This window comes from Pseudomonas sp. zfem005 (assembly GCF_032621735.1).
GTDB lineage: Bacteria > Pseudomonadota > Gammaproteobacteria > Pseudomonadales > Pseudomonadaceae > Metapseudomonas > Metapseudomonas solani.
In genome coordinates this window covers 174386-195822 of record NZ_JAVYJE010000011.1, presented here as the reverse complement: position 1 = coordinate 195822, position 21437 = coordinate 174386, and the positions used below count along the sequence as shown (strand labels likewise).

The window sequence follows — 21437 nt, the reverse complement described above, 5'->3', positions numbered from 1 at the left end:
CGTGATACGCAAATTGCTCGTGCTGCTGCAGAGTGGCCTGATCCTCGGCGGCCTCGTGTTCGCGTTTGCCGGTTGGCAGCAGCGTGAAGCCCTGGAGCAGCCACTCGTGCTGACCGAAGAGCAGTTGCTCGACGTGCCGGCCGGCTCGACCCCTGGTGGCTTGCTCAATCGACTGGAAGAGGAGGGGGTCATTCAAGGGGCCTTCTGGCTGCGCCAATACTGGCGCTTCAACCTCGCGGGCCAATCCTTGCACAGCGGCGAATACCGCATGGCGCCGGGGATGAACGCAGCACAACTGCTTGGTCTCTGGCAGCGTGCCGAGGTGGTGCAGTACAGCCTGACCCTGGTGGAGGGCTGGAACTTCCGCCAGCTGCGCACGGCCCTGGCCAAGCAGGTGAAGCTGGAACAGACCCTGGCCGATGTCAGCGACGAGGAGCTGATGAAGCGCCTTGGCCTGGAGGGCCAGCATCCCGAGGGGCGTTTCTTCCCCGACACCTACCGCTATGTGCGCGGCATGCGTGACATCGACCTGCTCAAGCAGGCGCATCAACGCCTCGAGCAGGTGCTGCAGGACGAATGGGAAAAGCGCGCGGACAAGCTTCCCTATGCCGATCCCTACCAGGCACTGATCATGGCCTCGATGGTGGAGAAGGAAACCGGCGTACCCAGCGAGCGCGGGCAGATCGCCGGCGTCTTCGTGCGGCGCCTGCAGATGGGCATGCTGCTGCAGACCGACCCCACCGTCATCTACGGCCTGGGCGAGCGCTATGCCGGCAAGATCACCCGCGCCCACCTGCGCGAGGCCACGCCTTACAACACCTACGTGATCGCCGGCATGCCGCCGACGCCCATCGCCATGGTCGGGCGTGAGGCCATCCATGCCGCCATGCACCCGGTGGAAGGCAAGAGCCTTTACTTCGTCGCCCGTGGCGACGGCAGCCATGTATTTTCCGAGTCGCTCGCCGCCCACAACCAGGCGGTGCGCGAATATCAGTTGAAGCGACGGGCGGACTACCGGTCCAGCCCCGCGCCCACTACCAACAAGGACACCCCGTGAGCGGTCTGTTCATTACGCTCGAAGGCCCCGAAGGGGCCGGCAAGAGCACCAACCGCGACTTCCTCGCCGAACGCCTGCGCAACCATGGCGTCGATGTAGTGCTGACCCGTGAGCCTGGCGGTACGCCCCTCGCCGAGCGCATCCGCGAGCTGCTGCTGGCACCCAGTGACGAGGCCATGGCCGCCGATACCGAGCTGCTGCTCATGTTCGCCGCCCGTGCCCAGCACATCGCCGGCGTCATCCGCCCGGCCCTGGACCGTGGCCAGGTGGTGCTCTGTGATCGCTTCACCGATGCCACCTACGCCTACCAGGGCGGTGGGCGCGGGCTCCCGGTGGAGCGCATCGCGCAACTGGAAGCCTTCGTCCAGGGTGAGCTGCGCCCGGACCTGACCCTGGTCTTCGACCTGCCGGTGGACGTCGGCCTCAGTCGCGCTGCCGCCCGTGGCCGCCTGGATCGCTTCGAGCAGGAGGACCGTGGTTTCTTCGAAGCCGTGCGCCAGACTTACCTGCAGCGTGCCGCTGCTGCCCCTCAGCGCTACCACGTGCTCGACGCCGCCGCCTCCCTGGTGAGCGTGCAGGAGGCCCTGGAGGCCTTGCTGCCCGAACTGCTGGAGCGTTGCCGTGGCTGAAGCCTATCCCTGGCAGGAATCCCTCTGGCAGCACCTGGCCGGTCGGCCGCGTCACGCCCATGCCTATCTGCTGCACGGGCCCGCCGGTATCGGCAAGCGCGCCCTGGCCGAGCGGCTGATGGCACGCCTGCTGTGCCAGAAGCCCCAGGGCCTGGATGCCTGCGGGCAGTGCAAGTCCTGCTACCTGCTGGCCGCCGGCACCCACCCGGATAACTTCGTGCTGGAGCCGGAAGAAGCCGACAAGGCGATCAAGGTCGATCAGGTTCGTGAGCTGGTCGGCTTCGTCGTGCAAACGGCGCAGCTTGGCGGGCGCAAGGTGGTGCTTCTGGAGCCGGCCGAGGCCATGAACCTGAACTCCGCCAACGCCTTGCTGAAAAGCCTTGAGGAGCCGTCGGGCGACACCGTGCTGTTGCTCATCAGCCACCAGCCCAGCCGCCTCCTGCCCACCATCAAGAGCCGTTGCGTACAGCAGGCCTGCCCGTTGCCTGGTGAGGCCGACAGCCTGGCCTGGCTCGCGCGCGCACTGCCGGATACCGACGAACAGATCCGCCGTGACCTGCTGGTGCTGGCGGGTGGTTCGCCGCTTACCGCCCAGCGTCTGCATGGGCAGGCCGTGCTCGAGCAGCGCGCCCAGGTGGTGGATGGGGTGAAGAAACTGATCAAGCAGCAGGTGGGGGCGAGCGCACTGGCCGAAGGCTGGAACGCAGTGCCGCTGATCCTGTTGTTCGACTGGTTCTGCGACTGGGCGCAACTGATGCTGCGCTACCAGCTGACCCATGACGAGCAAGGCCTGGGCCTGGCCGATATGCGCAAGGTGGTCCAGTACCTCGCCGACAAGGCGCCCCAGCACAAGGTGTTGGCGTTCCAGGACTGGTTGCTGCAGCAGCGGCAGAAGGTGCTCGGCAAGGCCAACCTCAACCGTGTCTTGCTTCTCGAAGCCTTGCTGGTGCAGTGGGCAAGCCTGCCCGGACCGGGCTAGAATCCACCGCTGAGCCAGCTAGCCAGGAAAGCCGCATGAGCCTGCCACCCAATCTGGGCCCGCGTAACGGGATTCTGTCCTTGACCATCAAGGACAAGTCCGTGCTGTATGCCGCCTATATGCCCTTCATCAAGAACGGCGGCCTGTTCATCCCGACGAACAAGAGCTACAAGCTCGGCGACGAAGTGTTCATGCTCCTCAACCTCATGGACGAGCAGGAAAAAATCCCGGTGGCCGGCAAGGTCGTCTGGATTACCCCCAAGGGGGCGCAAGGCAACCGTGCCGCCGGTATCGGCGTACAGTTCAACGATGGCGACACCGGTGCTCGCAACAAGATCGAGACCTACCTCGCCGGCGCCCTCAAGTCGGACCGCCCGACCCACACCATGTAAGAAGGGCTCCCGCCCGCCGCGTCGACTCCGGTCGGCGCCTCCCCTGACGTTCAAGTGATCCGAAACATGCTGGTCGATTCCCACTGTCACCTCGATCGCCTCGATCTTGCCGCCCATGGCGGTTCCCTCGATGCGGCGCTGGATGCTGCACGCGCCCGTGGCGTCGGGCATTTCCTCTGCATCGGCGTCAGCGCCGACAACGCCGCTGCGGTCAAGGACCTGGCCAGTCGCTACGCCGACGTGCACTGCTCGGTCGGCGTCCACCCGCTGGATCTCGCTCCCGGTGAAGCGCCTGCACTGGATTGGCTGCTGGGCGAGCTGGATCACCCCCGCGTCGCCGCCATCGGTGAAACCGGCCTCGATTACCACTACGAGCCCGAAGCCGCCGAACTGCAGCAGCAGGCCTTCCGCCTTCATCTGGAAGCCGCGAGCATCACCGGCAAGCCGGTGATCGTGCACACCCGCGAGGCCCGCGCCGATACCCTGGCGCTGCTGCGCGAGGCGGCGCTGCCCCAGGCGGGCGTGCTGCATTGCTTCACCGAGGATTGGGAGATGGCCAAGGCGGCGCTGGATATCGGCTTCTACATCTCGCTTTCCGGCATCGTCACCTTCCGCAATGCCGAAGCGCTGCGCGACGTGGCGCGGCAGGTGCCTGCCGACCGCCTGCTGGTGGAAACCGATTCGCCCTACCTCGCGCCCATCCCCCACCGCGGCAAGCCGAACCTCCCGCAGTACGTGCGTGAGGTCGCCGAGTTCCTGGCGCAACTGAGGGGCGTGGAGTTCGAGCGCTTCGCCGAGCAGACCACCGAGAACTTCCAGCGCCTGTTCCCCCTGGCGCGCCTGGCGGGCTAAAACTCGCGGGCAAAAAAAACCCGGGTTCTGGGGGATGAATCCGGGTCAAGACCATTAGGAGTAAAACAAAGGTACGCGATCCTCGGTACCTCGACTGACGGGGCACTTGGGGGGAGATGCCGCACGCCAGTCATTTGAGTATTGGTCAATATCCCCCTGCGTCCAGATGCCGCTGCTCGTTTTTTAAACAGATTTGGAATACGCGGAAGGCGGCTGAGTCCTCAAGCGTCTGCTTGCAGGGTTGGCACCTGGGTATGACGGCTCCGCCTGTTCCTGACCGGGCTGCGCTCAATGGTCGCACCCCGGATTGCTGCAGGAGCTCAGTTCTTTTTGCGTAAGTAGGGCGGGGAGACGGCTTGAAAGCCCACTGCCTGATGGCTAGGCGTTCACCCGTGTAACCCCTGAAACCCTTCTGGTTCGCGGTTTCCGGCCTTATAACAGAGGGGCTGAAACATGCAGAACCCATCTGGCAATAGGCTCATAGTCGGATGATCCGTGCATTTTGGCGCTAGTTAGGCATAATACCCGGCTTGATTTTTGACCCTACAGTCCCTTTATGCAGAAAGAACCCCGTAAAGTCCGTGAGTTTCGCCGCCGCGAGCAGGAAATCCTCGACACCGCTCTGAAACTGTTCCTCGAGCAGGGTGAAGACAGCGTCACCGTCGAGATGATCGCCGACGCGGTGGGCATCGGCAAAGGCACCATCTACAAGCACTTCAAGTCCAAGGCGGAGATCTACCTGCGCCTGATGCTCGACTACGAGCGTGACCTGAACGAGCTGCTGCATTCCGCGGACGTGGACCGTGACAAGGAAGCGTTGTCGCGCGCCTACTTCGAGTTCCGCATGCGCGACCCGCAGCGCTATCGCCTGTTCGACCGCCTGGAAGAGAAGGTGGTGAAGAACAGCCAGGTGCCCGAGATGGTCGAGCAGCTGCACAAGATCCGTGCCTCCAACTTCGAGCGCCTGACCCAGCTGATCAAGGGCCGCATCGCCGAAGGCAAGCTGGAAGACGTGCCGCCCTATTTCCACTACTGCGCGGCCTGGGCCCTGGTGCATGGCGCCGTGGCGCTCTACCACTCGCCGTTCTGGAGCAACGTCCTGGAAGATCAGGAAGGTTTCTTCCAGTTCCTCATGGACATCGGTGTGCGCATGGGCAACAAGCGCAAGCGCGAGAATGACGTGCCATCGGGCTGAGTGATCCTTCTGGTCCCGGCTGCTAAGCCATGGGACAGGATGGGGCGCAGCGATATACTGCGCCCTGTCCCCCGTCGGAGCGCCCCATGATCGTCGACCGCCAAGGCAGGCGCTTCCGCAACCTGCGCATCAGCCTTACCGCCGCCTGCAACTACGCCTGCACCTACTGCGTGCCGGATGGCAAGCGCCTGGTCGCGGCGCAGGACGAACTCTCCGCCGAGGCCATGGTGCGCGGTGTCTCCTACCTGATGGAAGCCGCCGGCATCGAGCGTTTGCGCATCACCGGTGGCGAGCCGCTGGTGAGCCCCAAGCTCGACCACTTCCTTCGTGGCGTCAGCTGCCTCGGCCTCGACGACATCAGCCTCACCACCAATGGCCAACTGCTTTCGCGCAAGCTGCCGTTGCTGGTGGATTGTGGCATCCGCCGTATCAACGTTTCCCTGGACACCCTCGACGCGGACGCCTTCCGTGGCATCGCCCGTGGCGGCGACCTGAAGACCGTGCTGCAGGGGCTGGCCGATGCGAAGGCGGCGGGGCTGAAGATCAAGCTCAACATGGTGCCCCTGCGCGGGCAGAACCTCGATCAGGTCCTGCCGCTGTTGGAGTACTGCCTGGAAAACGGTTTCGAGCTGCGTTTCATCGAGCTGATGCGCATGGGACATTTGGCCCGTGATGGCGTCGGCTTCCAGCAACAGTTCATCGGGCTCGACGAGCTGCTCGCCCTGATCGGCGAACGCCACGAATTCGTCCAGGCCGAAGCGCCGGTGGATGCCACCGCGCTGCGCTACCAGATACCCGGCCTCGGCCACTTCGGCATCATCGCCAACGAAAGCGTGCCGTTCTGCCGCACCTGTTCGCGCTTGCGCCTGTCTTCAACGGGGTGGCTGCATGGCTGCCTGTCGTCGAGCAACCGCCACTACGTCGGCGACCTGCTGGAGAAGCCGCGCCACCAGGCCCTGCCCGGGCTGCAGCGGCTGTTGGTGAAGGCTCTGGCGGACAAGCAGGACATCGCCTTCTCCGGCGGCGTCACCGTCATGAAGATCATCGGCGGCTGAGCGCCCGTACGCCCTGTGCCGTTAAACGCAGCTCGGGCGACTCAGGTCGTGAGATTGCGTTCGTCGTCCACCTGGCCCACCAGCAGCGCCTCGACGTCAGCGACGCATCGCCATCGAGACGGTGATTCTCAGGCGGCATATGACTCGTCACAGGCGGAACGAGGCGACGGCGGACTTGAGCTCCACGGCCAGGCGCGACAGGTCCTGGCTGGAGGAGCGGGTCTGGCTGGCTCCCGCCGAGGTCTGGGTGGACAGGTCGCGGATGTTGACCAGGCTGCGGTCGACCTCGCGTGCTACAGCGGCCTGCTGTTCGGCAGCGCTGGCCACCTGGACGTTCTGCTCGTTGATCGAGGCGATGGTCCGAGCGATGTCGCCCAGGCTGCCATCGGCGGCCTGGGCGAGGTCCACCGTTGTCTGGGCCAGGCGCGAACTGCCCTGCATCGTGGCGACGGTGGCGCTGGCTTCCTGCTGCAGCTGGTTAACCATCTGCTCGATTTCCTGGGTGGATTGCTGGGTGCGCTGTGCCAGCAGGCGAACCTCATCGGCCACCACCGCGAAGCCGCGCCCCTGCTCGCCGGCACGGGCGGCCTCGATGGCGGCGTTAAGGGCCAGCAGGTTGGTCTGCTCGGCAATCGAGCGGATCACATCGAGCACCTTGCCGACGTCCTGCATCTGCCGGGCGAGCTTCTCGACACGCTCGGCGCTGCCGGTCACGTCGGTCGCCAGGGCGTTGATCGAGCGCACCGTCTCACCCACCTGCTCGCGGCCATGGCGCGTGGCGGTGTCGGCCTGGCGCGAAGCGTCCATGGTCGTAGCCGCGTTGTGGGCCACCCCATCCACCGCCGCACTCATCTGGTTGCAGGCCGTGGCCGCCTGCTCGATTTCCTGGTTCTGCCGCAGGAGATCCCGGCTGGTGTCTTCGGTCACCGCATGCAGTTGCTCGGAGGCCGAGGCGAGCTGGGTGGAGGAGTCGGCGATGAGGCTGATGGTCTGCCGCAGGTTCTGCTGCATGCCGCGCAGGGCGCTCATGAGGGAGGTCGCCTCGTCGTGCCCTTCAACCGGAATGTCACGGCTCAGGTCGCCCTGGGATACCTGGCTCGCCACTTCGACCGCCTGGTTCAGCGGCCGCACGATGCTGCGCGAGAGGAGGAGGGCAAGGATGACGGCCAGGCCGACGGCCCCAGCGAGGATCAAACCCACCAGCGCAATGGCGCGCTCGAAGGCTGAGCTACTGGCTGCGGAGGCTTGACTCGCGCCCTCCTCATTGATTTCCATCAATGCTTGGAGATCGGTGCCGAGTGCAGCTCCCAGTTCATTGAGCCTGGTGGTCACGATCGACTCGGCTGCTTCCCGCTCACCGGCTGCCAAGCGTTGTACCACTGCGCGGCGGACCTCCAGGTAGCCGCGCAGGTGCTCGACATAGCGATCGAAGAGCTTCCGCTCCTCGTCGCTCGAAATCAGTTTGCTGTAGGTGTCCTGGGCTTTTTGCAGTGTGGCTTCGTCTGTGACGAGGCGGGCCTTGGCTGCTTCATCGAATGTCACCAGGGCCCGCAGCGTGGAGGCTCGAAGCTGGAGGGTCGCCTCGTCCATGTGGCTGATCGCGACGATGCTGGGCAGCCAGTTTCCATCGACCGCTTGGGAGCTGTCATGCATCTGGTGCATCTGCATCAGGGAGCCGCCCCCGACCAGCATCAACAAGGTGACCAGCACCGCAAAGCCGGCATTGATACGGGTGGAGACACGTAACGAGCGAATCAGCATGATGATCTCCCCAAGTTGCACGGGTGTAGCGATGTGTGTGCCCGATAGAAGTTTTAGGTCATGGGCGGATGTTTAACGAGCTTCTTGTGAAAAGTGCGTGAATTCAAGTAGGCGACAATTAGTCGTTGTCGTTACAGCGACAGCAAGTTCCTGTTTGCAGGGAATTGATGGCAAAGTGCTTTTATCGAATTTCCGCCTGTTCTTACTGTGTTTTCATTGGCGACAGGCGGTACCAGACTTTAGTTGCAGGTTGAATTATCGATAATAATTCGCACTGGAATTTGCTTGCTGTTATTGATTGCGGGTAGCGCTCTATTGCGCAGGGCCCGTCTTGTCGAGCTGTGTCGCATCGGCGATTTCAACAGCGCGTGTAATCATCCAGGCCCTTGTGATCCTTACACCGCTAGCCTTTCTTGATACCCGAACCACTCGCTGGCAATAACGCTGCAAGTTCGATGTTCCTGAAACGACTGCAATCCCGGCCCGCTTCCTTGGCCTCATATAAGGCGGCATCCGAAAATTCGAGAAGCCTTGCGATATCCGGTGCGACTTCATTGCTCTCACTGGTATGCGGCCAACTGGGACTTTCTTCATCGAAACTGGCGACGCCGATTGAAACAGTCACTTTCCCGTGGGGGCTGTCGAGATGAGGGATATTCAAGTGCCTGACACCGTCCCCCAGTTGTTCGGCTATGCGGCAGGCGCCGACATGGTCGGTTTCGGGCAACAGCACGGCGAACTCTTCACCCCCATAGCGGGCCACCAGGTCGGCGGGCCTGTTGATGCTGGCGCGCAGGGCATGGGCGACGGCGATCAGGCACTGGTCGCCCTGCAAGTGGCCGTTACGGTCGTTGTAGCGTTTGAAGTAGTCGATATCCATCAGCAGCAACGAGAAGGGCTGCCCGTTGCGGCGTGTCCTCAGCCATTCGCGTTCGATGTTCTGATCGAGGAAGCGGCGGTTGGCCAGGCCTGTCAGGCCGTCGGTTTGCGCCAGCAGGTTGAGCCGGTCCATGGCCAGCTTCAGGTGCAGGTGCGTCTTCGCCCGCGCATGGACGATGGCGGGGCGTATGGGCTTGCCGATGAAGTCCACCGCGCCCAGGGCGAGGCCCGCTTCCTCCATGCTCGCCTCGGTATGGCTGGTGATGAAGATGACCGGGACGTCGCGCAATTCCATTTCGGTCTTCATCCGTTCACAGACCTCGAAGCCGCCCATGCCGGGCATTTCGGCATCCAGCAGGACCAGGTCGGGCCTTTCCTCCCGTGCCGCCCGGAGTGCATCGGGGCCGTTGGTGGCGAAGCGGATCTTGCCGAGACGGCCGATCGCCTTGCTGAGGATGCGGATCGCCGAGGTGTCGTCATCCACGATCAGCAGGGAGGGTGTGTAGTCCATGGGTGTCACTCCTTGGCCACGAGGCCTGCGGATTCGAGCAGGTGCAGCGCCTGCTCGAAGTCCAGGTTGTCGATCGCCTGCCAGACCTGTTCGGCCAGTGCCTGGCTCGAAACCTGGATGGCGGGGCATGCCTGGGCGAACTGCTCCAGCGCGGCCATGTCGTGGTCGCGCAGGTGGTCGATCAGCCTCGCCAGCGCGGGGCCCGCTGCCAGATGGTCCGCGTCGCTGCGGGGGAGGGTGATCTCCTCGATGTTCGTCTGGCGTTCGAGTTCTAGATAGGCCTCCACCAAGCGCCCGAGCAGTGTCGGCAGGTCTGGGGCGTCGGGGTCGATCCGTAGCAGGGTCTCCGCCTCACCTGCAAGCTTGTGAAGGCACCGGGCACCGAGCATCCCCGCCGACCCTCTGAGCTTGTGCAGGCGCGCTGTCAGCCCGGGCGGGTCGTCCTGAAGGCGTCGCTGGGTCGCCTCGTCGTCGCGGAATTCGCGGAACTCGCTGAACAGCCGCCGCAGCGACGAGTTGAACAGCTCCAGGTCGTGACTCATGCGCTGGGCGACTTCAACGGTATCGATGCCTTCTATCGTCGGCCATGGGCGGGAAGGCCCGGTGGGCGTCTCGATCGGACGTATGGGTAGGGGAGCGCCCCGGGAGTCCTGGACCGCGCGGCGGATGGCGCGGATCAGTACCTTGGGTTCCAGGGGTTTGCTGAGGAACTCGTCAATTCCGGCCGCCTTGGCCTGGCGACGCTCTTCCGGCAACGCTCCGGCGGTCAGGGCGAGCACGGGTAGTCGTTGCAGGCCGAGTTCGCCACGCAGTCGGCGGGTGGCCTCGAACCCGTCCATTTCCGGCATGTGCAGGTCCATCAGCACGACATCGAAGGCGGTGGTGTCCTCGCGCAGACAATCCAGCGCCTGGCGGCCATTCATGCAGGTCTGCACCTCGGCGCCCTGCTGTTGAAGCATGAGACTGGCCACCTCGAGGTTGATGTCGCTGTCATCCACCAGCAGCAGCCTTATGCCCTCCAGCCACCGGGCCTGGGTGATGTCCAGCTCGGTGGCGTGGATCAGTTTCTCGCCGTGGCCGTTGGGATGCCTGAGGCTGGCGGCAGCGATGGCGTTGTAGAGATCGGAGCCGTCCAGTGGCGTTCGGGCGTAATGGTCCACCAGTGCATCTTCCAGGGTGGGTGCAGCCGATGTCCGTGGCGCCGAGAACACCACGCTGCTGGGCATGCGTTCGCGTCCCAGCAGCGCCCTGAGCTGTTCGAGTGTCTCCAGCACATCGTCGCCGGCCAAGTGGTCGAGTAGCAGTACGTCGGCCAGTGGATGGCGGCCTGCGAGCCGTTGTCCGAGGTGTTCGAGCAGGTCTTCCCGTCTGAAGAATGGGGTGGCTCGCCAGCCCAGGGAGCGACACAACTGGGTGAGACGCTGGCGTTCGCCCTCGTCCTGGCTGACCACCAGCACGTCCAGGCTGGACGCGGCTTCCGACAAGGCCTGGTCGTCGCTGACCCGGTTGAACGGCAGGCGTACCCAGAATTCGCTGCCCGCCCCGAGGGTGCTGTGCACACCGACCGTTCCGCCCATCTTCTCGGCCAGGCCGCGTACCACCGACAGGCCCAGCCCCGTGCCGCCGAAGCGGCGGGTGGTGGAGGTGTCTGCCTGGGTGAAGGGGGAGAACAGCCGTTCGATCACTTCGGCATCGATGCCGCAGCCGGTGTCCTGGACACTGATGCGGAGCCAGCAGCGCTCATCGGTCTCGCGGGTGCACTCGACATTGACCTCGATACCGCCCGAGGCGGTGAACTTGAGGGCGTTGCCGACCAGGTTCATGAGGATCTGGTTGAGGCGCAATGCATCGCCTGTGAGTTGCTCGGGCAACTCGTCGGCCCTGACCGCGAACCGCAGGCCCTTGGCTTCGGCTTGGGGCGCGAAGAGTTCGGCGAGGTCGCCGAACAGCCGGCGCGGGCGGAACGGGCTGTTCTCCAGAAGCATCTCGCCGGCCTCGATCTTGGCGATGTCGAGGATGTCGTTGATGATCCCCAGCAGGGAGCGCCCGGCGATCTGCAGCTTGCCGAGCAGGTTCTGCTGCTGTTCGTCCAGGCGCGTGCCCTGCAACAGGTGGGCGATGCCGATGACCGCATTCATAGGGGTGCGGATCTCGTGGCTCATGTTCGCCAGGAACAGGCTCTTGGCGGCGTTGGCGCTTTCGGCCGAGGCTTTGGCGGCGTGGAGTTCGGCGCTGCTGCGCAGGCGTTCGGTGATGTCCTGGGCGATGCCCAGGTGGCCGATGAGCGCACCGGTCTCCGTGCGGATGGAGGTGATGACCATGGACACCTGGATCTGCGAGCCGTCCTTGCGGATATAGGTCCACTGGCGCGTTTCCGCCCCTTGCTCGTCGGGCTTGCAGCGGAACACCTCCATCCCCTCGATGGGGCGGCCGTATTCGCGGCTGAGTTCGGCCGCGCGTGCCTGGACTTCCTCTGGCAGGTGGAAGTCCAGGGGATTGCGGATGCCGATCATTTCGGCGGCGGTATAGCCCAGCAGCAGTTCCGCGCCCCGGTTGAAGACGACGATCTCGCCCTGCATGTCCACGGCGATGATGGACACCTCGGACGAGGCGTCGAGCACCGCCTGCAGCAGGCCCGCGACCCGGGAGAGCTCGGCGGTGCGTTCGCTGACCTGTTGCTCGAGGTTGGCGTTGAACTGGCGCAGGTAGTTCTCCGCGCGCTTGCGGTCGCTGATGTCGTGCATCAGCTTCGCCGCGCCGAGGATGCTGTCGTCGGCCTCGCGGATCAGGCTGCAGGTGATGGTCACATCGATCAGGCGACCCTCCTTGTGCAGGCGCTGGGTTTCCAGCGTCGGGCCGCGCTCCCCGCGTGCCACCCGTTCGAGCAGCGCTTCATCCTCGGCCAGGCGTTCCTGCGGGACCAGCAGGGGGGCGAGGGGGCGGCCGAGGATCTCCGCCTCGGTGTAGCCGAACATCTGCTCGGCAGCACGGTTCCAGGTGATGATCCGGCCATCCAGCGCCTCGCCGATGATCGCGTCGCTGGAATTCTCGACGATGGTCGCCAGCCGCGCCTGGCCGGCCATCACCTGGTGCTGGCGCTGGCGTGACAGCAGCAGGGTGCCGACCATGCCGGTGAGCAGGAGGCTGGCCAGCAGCCCGACCACGAACACCCTGGCGGGGTGCACGGGGTCCAGGGACTCGACGAACGCCGCGTGGGCGCTGACCTGGAACAGCCAGGTCCGCCCATAGACCTCGCGTTCGAAGCTGTAGGTCTGGACCAGCTCGCCATCCGGGCTCTGGTGGTGGGTCTCGAAGATGAGCTTGCGTTGCGGGGCGTCGGTCTTGTCGTAGATCTCCAGGTGGAGGCTGTCCACGGGCAGGTCGAGGTCGGTCATCACCTCGCTCATCGCCAGCGGGGCATAACTCCATCCGAGGATTTCCTCATGGCGGGACGGGAGATCGGCAGGGGTATCCGGGGTGCTGTAGACGGGCAGCAGGAACAGGAAGGAGCGATAGGCCTCCCTGGATTCGTTGACGAAGGTGATGGGGGCGGTCAGCGTGGCCTTGCCGCTGAGCATCGAGCGCTGCGCGGCGATCCGGCGCAGGGGCTCGGAGGCGATGTCCAGGCCGATGGCGTCGATATTGACCTCCGGCGGATCGATGTACTGGATCACGTAGCGCTCGCCCTGGAAGGGGGCGAACTGGTGCAGGGTGAAGTTCGGCTGGCCATCGGCCCTGACCCGGCGCAGAAAGTCCGCCTCCTCGTTGACCTTGACCCGGCGGATGAAACCGAAACCGCGGGCCCCGGGGAATTCTTCCTGGAGATTGCGGGCCCGGCTGTAGCGGGTGAACAGGTCGAGGGTGACGTTGTCGATTCCCAGCATGTGGATGGCGCCGCGCCAGCCCCTGAGGCGGAACTCGTAGATGCGCAGGCGCGACATGAGGTCGCCTTCGACCTCGCGGCTTTCATCCTTCAGGGCCTGCTGCACGTGGTCGTCGATGGACCGGACCTGCTGGAAACTGGCCAGCGCGCTGAGCAGCAGGCCCGAGAGCAGTACCGCTGCCATCCAGATGGCGATGTGAATCCATGACTTTGCCTTCATCCACTCGAGTCTCACGCCGGTTGGAGGTCGAGGCGACCTTGGCGGCGCGCATCGAGCCCTGACTTTCCTGTCTTTTTCCGTAAAGGCGCCAGCGTACTTATGTCCAGTATCACGGTGACATCATTCGCTCTATGGAGAGGACGCCGACTCGCTGTTGCCTCCTCACTATAGATGGCCCTTGGCCTGGCTTCCCGGCGAATGACGTCGCCTGCAGCCGGCCTGCCGTCGACTCGGGCCCGCTCCAGGCTCCATTCGGATTGGTTGCGAGTACTCGCCCCATCGAAACGCACGTTGGCAGCCAGACATGATCCATTCGCAATGGGAGTCGTTGTTCTCGCTTCACTTCGGCCGCCTGGGGGAGCGCCACGCCTCCCCGGACCTGCACCTGCAGGGGTACCCGGGCGCGCGGAGCTGGAGCTGTTCGCCCAGCCTGGTGTGCCAGGCGTTGCCTTCTCCGGTGAGCAGGTGGTTGGCGAAGAAGGCGCCAGCGACCGAGGCATGGAACAGGAGGACGACGGGGCCCCAGAGCCGGATGGTCGCCCCGCCCATCAGTTTTCCACCCGGCTCGTGACCGGTTGGCCAGTAACCGGGGCGTGATAGATTTCGGCCTTGCGCTTGTCCTTGTCCTTGTCGAAGCCGTAGATCCCATAGCAGTTGCCGGGCGTGATCTTGAACGTGTCGATCGGGTAGCCCTGTTCCTTCAGCGGTGCCTGGAGTTGTTCAGGTGAAGCGTTCGGCGGTGGTGCACTGGGGAAGGCAAGGGCCGCGGTGCTGGCGATGAGCAGGGCGGGAAGCAGCAGGTAGCGCATGATGACGTCCTTGATGGCGTTGGGAGGCTTCACTCCGCGCACCGAAGCTCAAGGGAGTTGAGGGGTGCGATATCGACATTCGGGCGCGGCTGATGGAGGCTGTGCTGCCTGAATTTCTCCTGGCTCCCGGGGTCAGCTCTTGCAGACGCCGATTCGCGCCAGGGTTCCGACGGTGCCGTGCCCTGGATGGAACGCCCGCTGCGCACTCTGGCGCAGGGCCGCAACGCGCAGTAGCGGCTTGCGCGGACGCGCTGGCAGGCGCTCGAGGGCGTGTGCCGGGCTGCTGGGCAGCTCGGATTGGCGGCGGAGTACGTGATGGCGCGGAAGCTGCATCGTTGCGCCAAGTGCCGGTTTTTCGTCGCCGGCCGTGGAGGATCGAGAATGCGTAGTTTGATGCTGTTGCTGGCGCTGATGGCCCTCGGGGGCTGCATGAAGGTCAGCGACATGACCCTGGGCGCCCGCGAGCAGATGAGCGATGCCGGGCTGCTGGACCACAGCGAGACCTATCGCTCCATGTCCTGGCGGCTGCAGCCGGATTCGTTCATCTACATCGCCCAGAGCAGTTTTTCCCCGCAGGGCGGGACCCGCACCAAGCCCAACGTGGTGGCCGAAGAGGCCTTCAAGGGCTTCGTCGAATACTTCCCGCTGGTGCGTCGTGCAAGCCAGCCGGTGAGCCTCGAGCAGGCGATGAGCGAGGCCCGTTCGCTGGGTGCCAACTACCTGCTCTACAGCCGTTTCGCCGATGCCGATGACCGTATCGGCACGGTGGAGGAGTGGGAGGATCAGGAGGCGGTGGATCGGCTCGGTGTCGATAACGGCGTCATCCAGTTGATGCTGATCGAAACCGGTAACCGCTATCTGGTGGACACGGCACGGATCACCCACCGGGGTGGCCTGTTCACCTTTCATGACCAGAAGCCCGAAGACCTGATCGGGCCGCCGTTGAGACAATACGCGCGCAGCCTCATGGGGCTGGGCCGCTGAGGAGGATGTGATGAACGACCCGGGCAAGGCCGGCGACCTGCTGGCGCAGATCCCCAAGGAGAAGGGGCTGCCACCGGTGCACCTGTGGAACCCCGATTTCTGCGGCGACATCGACATGCGCATCGCCCGTGATGGCACCTGGTTCTACCTGGGCACGCCCATCGGGCGCAAGCCGATGGTCAAGCTGTTCTCCACCATCATCCGTCGCGATGGTGACGACTACTTCCTGGTCACCCCGGTGGAGAAGGTCGGCATCACGGTCGATGACGCGCCCTTCGTGGCGGTGAGCGTCGAGGTGAGCGGGGAAGGCGAGGAGCAGGTGCTGCGCTTCGTCACCAACGTGGAAGACGAGGTGGAGGCGGGCACCGAGCACCCGATCCGTGTCGAGACCGATCCGGTGACCCAGGAGCCGGCGCCCTATGTGCATGTGCGCACCAACCTGGAAGCGTTGATCCATCGCAATGTCTTCTACCAGCTGGTGGAGCTGGCCGTGGTGCGCGAGATCGACGGCCGCAACTGGCTGGGCGTTTGGTCCGGCGGGCAGTTCTTCCCCATTGGCGAGGAGCCCTGACAGGGGCTTTTCGCAGGCAACAAAAAAGGCCCCCGAGGGGCCTTTTTTGTTTGTCGCGTTTACATGTTGGGGTAGTTCGGGCCACCGGTGCCTTCCGGCGCCACCCAGGTGATGTTCTGGGCCGGGTCCTTGATGTCGCAGGTCTTGCAGTGGACGCAGTTCTGCGCGTTGATCTGGAAGCGCTTCTCGCCGTCTTCCTGGGTCACGATCTCGTACACGCCGGCCGGGCAGTAACGCTGCGCAGGCTCGTCATAGAGCGGCAGGTTCTGGGCAACCGGAATGCTCGGGTCGGTGAGCTTCAGGTGGCAGGGTTGTTCCTCTTCATGGTTGGTGTTGGAGAGGAATACCGAACTCAGCTTGTCGAAGCTGAGTTTGCCGTCGGGTTTCGGGTAGTTGATCTTCGGCGCTTCGCTGGCCTTCTTCAGGCAGGCGTAGTCCGGCACGGTGTCGTGCAGGGTGAAGGGGATCTTGCCGCCGAAGATGTTCTGGTCGAGCCAGTTCAGGCCGCCACCGATGACCGGGCCGAACTTGTGCAGGGCCGGGCCGAAGTTACGGCTGCGGAACAGCTCGTCGTACAGCCAGCTGGCTTTGAACGCCTCGACGTAGGTGGTCAGTTCGTCGCCGCCTTCCTTGCCGCCCAGTACCGCTTCGGCCACGGCGTCAGCCGCCAGCATGCCGGACTTCATGGCGGTGTGGCTGCCCTTGATCTTGGCGAAGTTCAGGGTGCCCAGGTCGCAGCCGATCAGGGCGCCGCCCTTGAAGACCATCTTCGGCAGCGAGTTCAGGCCGCCCTTGCAGATGGCGCGGGCGCCGTAGGCGACGCGCTTGCCGCCTTCCAGGTACTGCTTGATCACCGGGTGGTGCTTGTAGCGCTGGAATTCGTCGAAGGGCGACAGGTGCGGGTTGGAGTAGGACAGGTCGATGATCAGGCCGACCACCACCTGGTTGTTCTCCAGGTGATAAAGGAAGGAGCCACCGGTGTTGTCGGTGCCCATGACCGACAGCGGCCAGCCGGCGGTGTGCACCACCAGGCCCTGCTCGTGCTTGGCCGGGTCGATGTCCCAGATTTCCTTGATGCCGATGCCGTAGTGCTGGGCGTCGGCGTCGGAGTCCAGGTTGTACTTCTTGATCAACTGCTTGCCGATGTGGCCACGGCAGCCTTCGGCGAACAGGGTGTACTTGCCACGCAGTTCCATGCCGGGGGTGTAGTAGCCTTCCTTCGGATGGCCTTCGCGATCCACGCCGAGGTCGCCGGTGATGATGCCGCGAACCACGCCGTTCTCGTCGATCAGGGCTTCCTGGGCAGCGAAGCCCGGGTAGATTTCCACGCCCAGGCCTTCGGCCTGCTGGGCCAGCCAGCGGCACAGGTTGCCCAGGGAGATGATGTAGTTGCCCTCGTTGTGCATGGTTTTCGGCACAAAGAGGTCAGGAACCTTGATGGCGCCTTCGGCATCTTTCAACATATAGATGTCGTCGCGCTTGACCGGAGTGTTCAGCGGGGCGCCAAGCTCTTTCCAGTCAGGGAACAGTTCATTCAGAGCGCGCGGTTCGAACACGGCACCCGAGAGAATGTGGGCACCGACTTCGGAGCCTTTCTCGACCACGCATACGCTGATCTCCTGACCAGCTTCGGCGGCCTTTTGCTTCAGTCGGCACGCGGCGGACAGGCCCGCAGGGCCGGCACCGACGATGACGACGTCGAATTCCATGTATTCGCGTTCCACAGTCATTCTCCTCAAGGCTCTCTTCGATATTTTATAAGGGAGGGCTAGGCTCGATCCCTGGCCAGAGCTGGCGCATTATATCCACACCCTTTGGCGGGTCCAATACAAACGTTTGTTTGAATTTTGTAGAAGCCTGATAGGATAAGGCTCTGCGGCTTATGGCGGGGTATTTTCCCGTATTGACCGGAATAGGCGTTACGGTCAAGATACGGGCGGTTTTGCGCTCGCCGTATGGGCTGACCGTCGGTTCCGGCCGACGAGCATCACCCGCCAGAGGCTCGTCCTTGGCGACATTCTTATTCACCGGAGAGTAACGAGGAATCCATGAAGGTTCTTGTAGCTGTCAAACGAGTGGTCGACTACAACGTCAAGGTTCGCGTCAAGGCGGACAACTCCGGCGTCGACCTCGCCAACGTCAAGATGTCGATGAACCCCTTCTGCGAAATCGCCGTGGAAGAAGCCGTCCGTCTGAAGGAAAAGGGCGTGGCGACTGAGATCGTCGTCGTCACCATCGGCCCGGCCACTGCTCAAGAGCAGCTGCGTACCGCCCTGGCGCTTGGTGCCGATCGTGCCATCCTGGTCGAGAGCGCAGAAGAGCTCAGCTCCCTGGCCGTGGCCAAGCTGCTCAAAGCCGTTACCGACAAGGAACAGCCCCAGTTGGTGATCCTTGGCAAACAGGCCATCGACAGCGACAACAACCAGACCGGCCAGATGCTCGGCGCCCTCACCGGCTACGCCCAGGGCACCTTCGCTTCCAAGGTCGAAGTGGCTGGCGACAAGGTCAACGTCACCCGTGAGATCGACGGCGGCCTGCAGACCGTAGCCCTGAACCTGCCGGCTATCGTCACCACCGACCTGCGCCTGAACGAGCCGCGCTATGCGTCGCTGCCGAACATCATGAAGGCCAAGAAAAAGCCGCTGGACGTGGTCACCCCGGACGCCCTGGGCGTTTCCACCGCTTCCACCGTCAAGACCCTGAAAGTCGAAGCGCCTGCTGCCCGCAGCGCCGGCATCAAGGTCAAGTCCGTGGCTGAACTGGTCGAGAAACTGAAGAACGAGGCGAAGGTAATCTAAATGACTATCCTGGTTATCGCTGAACACACCAATGCCGCCCTGGCCGCTGCCACGCTGAACACCGTTGCCGCTGCCCAGAAGATCGGTGGCGACATCCATGTCCTGGTCGCTGGTGCCGGTGTCGGCGCTGTTGCCGAAGCCGCTGCCAAGGTCGCTGGCGTTTCCAAGGTCCTGGTTGCCGACAACGCCGCCTTCGCTCATCAGCTGCCGGAAAACGTCGCGCCGCTGATCGCCGAACTGGGCAAGGGCTACAGCCACATCCTGGCTCCCGCCACCACCAACGGCAAAAACTTCCTGCCGCGCGTTGCCGCCCAGCTGGACGTTGACCAGATCTCCGAGATCATCGCGGTCGAAAGCGCCGATACCTTCAAGCGTCCGATCTATGCCGGCAACGCCATCGCCACCGTGCAGTCCTCGGCTTCGGTCAAGGTCATCACCGTGCGTACCACTGGTTTCGACCCGGTTGCCGCTGAAGGCGGTTCCGCTGCCATCGAAGCCGTCGGTGCCGGTAGCGACGCTGGCAAGTCCGCCTTCGTGGGCGAAGAGCTGGCCAAGTCCGACCGTCCGGAACTGACCGCTGCCAAGATCGTCGTTTCCGGCGGCCGTGGCATGCAGAACGGTGACAACTTCAAGCACCTGTACGCCCTGGCCGACAAGCTGGGCGCTGCCGTCGGTGCTTCCCGCGCCGCTGTCGACGCCGGCTTCGTGCCGAACGACATGCAGGTTGGCCAGACCGGCAAGATCGTCGCTCCGCAGCTGTACATCGCGGTCGGTATCTCCGGTGCCATCCAGCACCTGGCGGGCATGAAGGACTCCAAGGTCATCGTCGCGATCAACAAGGACGAAGAAGCCCCGATCTTCCAGGTGGCTGATTACGGCCTGGTGGCTGACCTGTTCGAAGCCGTACCGGAGCTGGAAAAACTGGTCTGATCCAGTTTTCCGCACCCATGAAAAACCCGCTCATCGAGCGGGTTTTTTATTGTCTGCGAAATCACAGGGAATCGAGGAAGGCCTGGTAGTGCGCGGCGGTTTCGGCCGGGCGCTCGATCATCGGCACGTGGCCGCACTCCTTCATCACCACCACGCTGGATTTGCCCAGCAGAGGTTTCATCACCTCGATGCTAGACACATCCAGCACCCGGTCCCGGTCGCCCCACAGCAGCAGGGTCGGGGCGGTGATCTTCGGCAGCTCCGGCTCCAGCGGCACGTAGCGCTGCACCAGGTGCTGGAAGACCTTCTGGTAATGCTCGCGGTTGGCCATCGATTGCTCGGCCAGGTAGCGCTTCAGCGAGCCGGGCATCGGCGGTTTCTCGACGAAGACGAAGTCCATCAGCTGGTCGTAGTCCGTGACCGAGCCCACGATCAACGGGTTGGCATCGCCGCGCTCCAGTCGCTCGTACAGTTCGCTCTTGTGCGGGGCGGTGACACCGGCGTTGTCGAACAGCGCCAGCGAGCGCACCTGCTGCGGGTAGCGCGCGGCGTAGAGGGCGACGATGTGCCCGCCCATGGAATTGCCCACCAGGTGCACCTTGCCGGCGCCCAGGGTGGCGATGAAAGAGGCCAGCCGCTCGGCTTGGGTGCCGACGTCGTAGCTGCCGGCCGGCCTGCTGCTGTCGCCGAAGCCGGGCAGGTCCAGGGCGATCACGCGGTAGCGGTCGGTGAAGTGCCGCGCCATGCGCAGCCAGTTGTCCTTGTTGGCACCGAAACCATGGACCATGACCAGGGTTTCGCCGCTGGCCGGGCCGCCTTCGTAATAGGCGATATCCAGGTCGCCGACCGTCGTGCTGTGGGCGGAAAGCCCCGCCAGCTGGCACTCCACGAAGCGCGCCGTGGCCATCAGGGCAGCGGGGGAGAAGTACAGGGTGGCGGCCAGCGCTGCCAGCAACGTCACAAGTCCGATAAGCAGTTTTTTCATGGCGCGTCCTTATCGCAAAAAATTATTGCAGTTCGCCTAAGCTAGCATGACGCTAGAGGGATGCAGCGCCGTGCGCGCATTGCCCAAACCAAGGTCCGGTCCAGGAAGCCCCTGATGCACATACGCCCATTCATCGCTCCGTTGTTGCTGGTCCTGGCCACGCTGTCGGGGCAGGGTCATGCGGCCGGCAAGTGCGAGCGCCTGGTCGCCACGGGCAACCCCGAGTACCCGCCGTACCTGTGGCGTGACCCGCAGAACCCCAAGCTGCTGGTCGGCGCCAATGCCGATCTGCTCAAGCGCATCGGCGAAGAGCTCGGGCTGAAGATCGACATCCTCTACACCGGCCCCTGGTCCCGCGCCCAGGACGAGGTGCGCACCGGCCGCGTCGACCTGCTCGCCGGCGCCTTCCTCACCCTGCCGCGGCTGGAAACCATGGACTACGTCCACCCGGCCTTCCTCGATACCCCCAGCGTGGTCTGGGTCAAGCGTGGCCACGGCTTCCCCTACACCCAGTGGCAAGACCTGCTTGGCCACACCGGCGGCACCCTGGTGAACAACAGCTTCGGCCAGGCCTTCGACGCCTTCGCCAAGGCGAACCTCACCCTCGAAGAAGTGCCGAGCCTCACCCAGGCGTACCAGAAGCTCGTGCTGGAGCGCACCGAGTACGTGCTCTACGAGCGCTACCCGGGCCTCGCCCTGGCCGACACGCTCGGCATGGCGGATGACCTCGAAGCCCTGGAGCCGCCGATCTCCAGTGAGGGCCTGTACCTCACGCTGTCTCACAACTCGGCCTGCAACGACCCCTGGCTGCGCGGACAACTGGCGAAAAAAATGACAGAATTGACCGCCGCAGGTGCCCCGCAAGTCTTCTTGCAGCGCAATCTCGAGCGTTGGAAGGCTCAGCAATTGCAGCCGGCCAGCGCTCCGAAACCCTAGGAAACCTCCGT

18 protein-coding genes are annotated in these 21437 nt (G+C 64.1%); 12 read left to right on the top strand and 6 right to left on the bottom strand.

Annotated features, from left to right (window positions below):
* Position 1 precedes the first annotated feature (1 nt).
* From mltG to RTW82_RS24235, 7 genes are all read left to right on the top strand, one after another.
* Complete coding sequence (gene mltG / locus RTW82_RS24265) at positions 2-1057, top strand: endolytic transglycosylase MltG (protein ID WP_271660515.1); 1056 nt, start codon at positions 2-4, stop codon at positions 1055-1057.
* A complete protein-coding gene (gene tmk / locus RTW82_RS24260) occupies positions 1054-1686 on the top strand; it encodes a dTMP kinase (protein ID WP_316926697.1) in 633 nt (210 codons plus the stop codon). Before mltG ends, tmk begins: the two co-directional genes overlap by 4 nt.
* Positions 1679-2665, top strand: a complete 987-nt coding sequence (locus RTW82_RS24255; protein WP_184489255.1) for a DNA polymerase III subunit delta' — start codon at positions 1679-1681, stop codon at positions 2663-2665. The genes tmk and RTW82_RS24255 overlap by 8 nt, the downstream gene beginning before the upstream one ends.
* Before the next feature lie 35 nt (positions 2666-2700).
* Positions 2701-3057, top strand: a complete 357-nt coding sequence (locus tag RTW82_RS24250) for a PilZ domain-containing protein (RefSeq protein WP_021217603.1) — start codon at positions 2701-2703, stop codon at positions 3055-3057.
* A gap of 66 nt (positions 3058-3123) precedes the next feature.
* The gene (locus RTW82_RS24245) at positions 3124-3909 is read left to right on the top strand and encodes a TatD family hydrolase (protein WP_021217602.1); all 786 of its coding nucleotides are present in this window, start codon (positions 3124-3126) and stop codon (positions 3907-3909) included.
* A gap of 556 nt (positions 3910-4465) precedes the next feature.
* On the top strand, positions 4466-5104 hold the full coding sequence (locus tag RTW82_RS24240) for a TetR/AcrR family transcriptional regulator (RefSeq protein WP_316926696.1): 639 nt from the start codon (positions 4466-4468) through the stop codon (positions 5102-5104).
* Between the two features lie 86 nt (positions 5105-5190).
* Positions 5191-6159, top strand: coding sequence for a GTP 3',8-cyclase MoaA (locus tag RTW82_RS24235; protein WP_021217600.1), 969 nt, complete (start codon positions 5191-5193; stop codon positions 6157-6159).
* Positions 6160-6306: 147 nt separating this feature from the next.
* On the opposite strand, the gene RTW82_RS24230 is transcribed toward RTW82_RS24235, so the two are convergent.
* The 4 genes from RTW82_RS24230 to RTW82_RS24215 form a co-directional block, all read right to left on the bottom strand.
* Positions 6307-7920 carry a methyl-accepting chemotaxis protein gene (locus RTW82_RS24230; RefSeq protein ID WP_316926695.1) on the bottom strand — a complete coding sequence of 538 codons (1614 nt, stop codon included), beginning with the start codon at positions 7918-7920 and terminating at the stop codon, positions 6307-6309.
* A 403-nt stretch (positions 7921-8323) separates the two neighbouring features.
* Positions 8324-9310 carry a diguanylate cyclase gene (locus tag RTW82_RS24225; protein WP_271660519.1) on the bottom strand — a complete coding sequence of 329 codons (987 nt, stop codon included), beginning with the start codon at positions 9308-9310 and terminating at the stop codon, positions 8324-8326.
* A 5-nt stretch (positions 9311-9315) separates the two neighbouring features.
* Positions 9316-13413, bottom strand: coding sequence for a CHASE domain-containing protein (locus tag RTW82_RS24220; RefSeq protein WP_316926694.1), 4098 nt, complete (start codon positions 13411-13413; stop codon positions 9316-9318).
* Positions 13414-13961: 548 nt separating this feature from the next.
* Positions 13962-14222, bottom strand: coding sequence for a PepSY domain-containing protein (locus RTW82_RS24215; protein ID WP_316926693.1), 261 nt, complete (start codon positions 14220-14222; stop codon positions 13962-13964).
* A 381-nt stretch (positions 14223-14603) separates the two neighbouring features.
* Here RTW82_RS24215 and RTW82_RS24210 point away from each other — a divergent pair, with 381 nt between their 5' ends.
* Both RTW82_RS24210 and RTW82_RS24205 read left to right on the top strand, forming a co-directional pair.
* Positions 14604-15206 (top strand): DUF4823 domain-containing protein, encoded by a 603-nt coding sequence (locus RTW82_RS24210; protein WP_031287068.1) that lies wholly within the window; start codon positions 14604-14606, stop codon positions 15204-15206.
* 10 nt (positions 15207-15216) lie between these two features.
* Positions 15217-15777, top strand: coding sequence for a DUF1285 domain-containing protein (locus RTW82_RS24205; protein ID WP_316926692.1), 561 nt, complete (start codon positions 15217-15219; stop codon positions 15775-15777).
* Positions 15778-15836: 59 nt separating this feature from the next.
* Here the strand turns inward: RTW82_RS24205 and RTW82_RS24200 are convergent, their stop codons facing one another.
* Positions 15837-17501 (bottom strand): electron transfer flavoprotein-ubiquinone oxidoreductase, encoded by a 1665-nt coding sequence (locus RTW82_RS24200; protein ID WP_021217592.1) that lies wholly within the window; start codon positions 17499-17501, stop codon positions 15837-15839.
* Between the two features lie 324 nt (positions 17502-17825).
* Between RTW82_RS24200 and RTW82_RS24195 the strand changes: the two genes are divergently transcribed.
* Together RTW82_RS24195 and RTW82_RS24190 are read left to right on the top strand one after the other, a co-directional pair.
* Entirely contained in the window at positions 17826-18575 is a 750-nt protein-coding gene (locus RTW82_RS24195) for an electron transfer flavoprotein subunit beta/FixA family protein (protein WP_031287067.1), read from the top strand.
* Positions 18576-19505, top strand: a complete 930-nt coding sequence (locus RTW82_RS24190) for an electron transfer flavoprotein subunit alpha/FixB family protein (protein WP_316926691.1) — start codon at positions 18576-18578, stop codon at positions 19503-19505. It begins immediately after the preceding gene.
* 61 nt (positions 19506-19566) lie between these two features.
* Here RTW82_RS24190 and RTW82_RS24185 read toward each other — a convergent pair whose 3' ends face one another.
* Positions 19567-20490 carry an alpha/beta hydrolase gene (locus tag RTW82_RS24185; RefSeq protein ID WP_316926690.1) on the bottom strand — a complete coding sequence of 308 codons (924 nt, stop codon included), beginning with the start codon at positions 20488-20490 and terminating at the stop codon, positions 19567-19569.
* A gap of 114 nt (positions 20491-20604) precedes the next feature.
* Between RTW82_RS24185 and RTW82_RS24180 the strand changes: the two genes are divergently transcribed.
* Positions 20605-21426, top strand: coding sequence for a substrate-binding periplasmic protein (locus RTW82_RS24180; protein ID WP_263403431.1), 822 nt, complete (start codon positions 20605-20607; stop codon positions 21424-21426).
* Positions 21427-21437: the final 11 nt, after the last annotated feature.

What these genes read in the sequence shown, in the direction of transcription:
- RTW82_RS24240 (WP_316926696.1), top strand. Translation starts at nt 4,466, where the DNA reads ATGCAGAAAGAACCCCGTAAAGTCCGTGAGTTTCGCCGCCGCGAGCAG.
- RTW82_RS24185 (WP_316926690.1), bottom strand. Translation starts at nt 20,490, where the DNA reads ATGAAAAAACTGCTTATCGGACTTGTGACGTTGCTGGCAGCGCTGGCC.
- RTW82_RS24190 (WP_316926691.1), top strand. Translation starts at nt 18,576, where the DNA reads ATGACTATCCTGGTTATCGCTGAACACACCAATGCCGCCCTGGCCGCT.
- RTW82_RS24205 (WP_316926692.1), top strand. Translation starts at nt 15,217, where the DNA reads ATGAACGACCCGGGCAAGGCCGGCGACCTGCTGGCGCAGATCCCCAAG.
- RTW82_RS24230 (WP_316926695.1), bottom strand. Translation starts at nt 7,920, where the DNA reads ATGCTGATTCGCTCGTTACGTGTCTCCACCCGTATCAATGCCGGCTTT.
- RTW82_RS24245 (WP_021217602.1), top strand. Translation starts at nt 3,124, where the DNA reads ATGCTGGTCGATTCCCACTGTCACCTCGATCGCCTCGATCTTGCCGCC.
- RTW82_RS24225 (WP_271660519.1), bottom strand. Translation starts at nt 9,310, where the DNA reads ATGGACTACACACCCTCCCTGCTGATCGTGGATGACGACACCTCGGCG.
- RTW82_RS24180 (WP_263403431.1), top strand. Translation starts at nt 20,605, where the DNA reads ATGCACATACGCCCATTCATCGCTCCGTTGTTGCTGGTCCTGGCCACG.
- RTW82_RS24250 (WP_021217603.1), top strand. Translation starts at nt 2,701, where the DNA reads ATGAGCCTGCCACCCAATCTGGGCCCGCGTAACGGGATTCTGTCCTTG.
- RTW82_RS24215 (WP_316926693.1), bottom strand. Translation starts at nt 14,222, where the DNA reads ATGCGCTACCTGCTGCTTCCCGCCCTGCTCATCGCCAGCACCGCGGCC.
- RTW82_RS24220 (WP_316926694.1), bottom strand. Translation starts at nt 13,413, where the DNA reads ATGAAGGCAAAGTCATGGATTCACATCGCCATCTGGATGGCAGCGGTA.
- RTW82_RS24195 (WP_031287067.1), top strand. Translation starts at nt 17,826, where the DNA reads ATGAAGGTTCTTGTAGCTGTCAAACGAGTGGTCGACTACAACGTCAAG.
- RTW82_RS24210 (WP_031287068.1), top strand. Translation starts at nt 14,604, where the DNA reads ATGCGTAGTTTGATGCTGTTGCTGGCGCTGATGGCCCTCGGGGGCTGC.
- RTW82_RS24235 (WP_021217600.1), top strand. Translation starts at nt 5,191, where the DNA reads ATGATCGTCGACCGCCAAGGCAGGCGCTTCCGCAACCTGCGCATCAGC.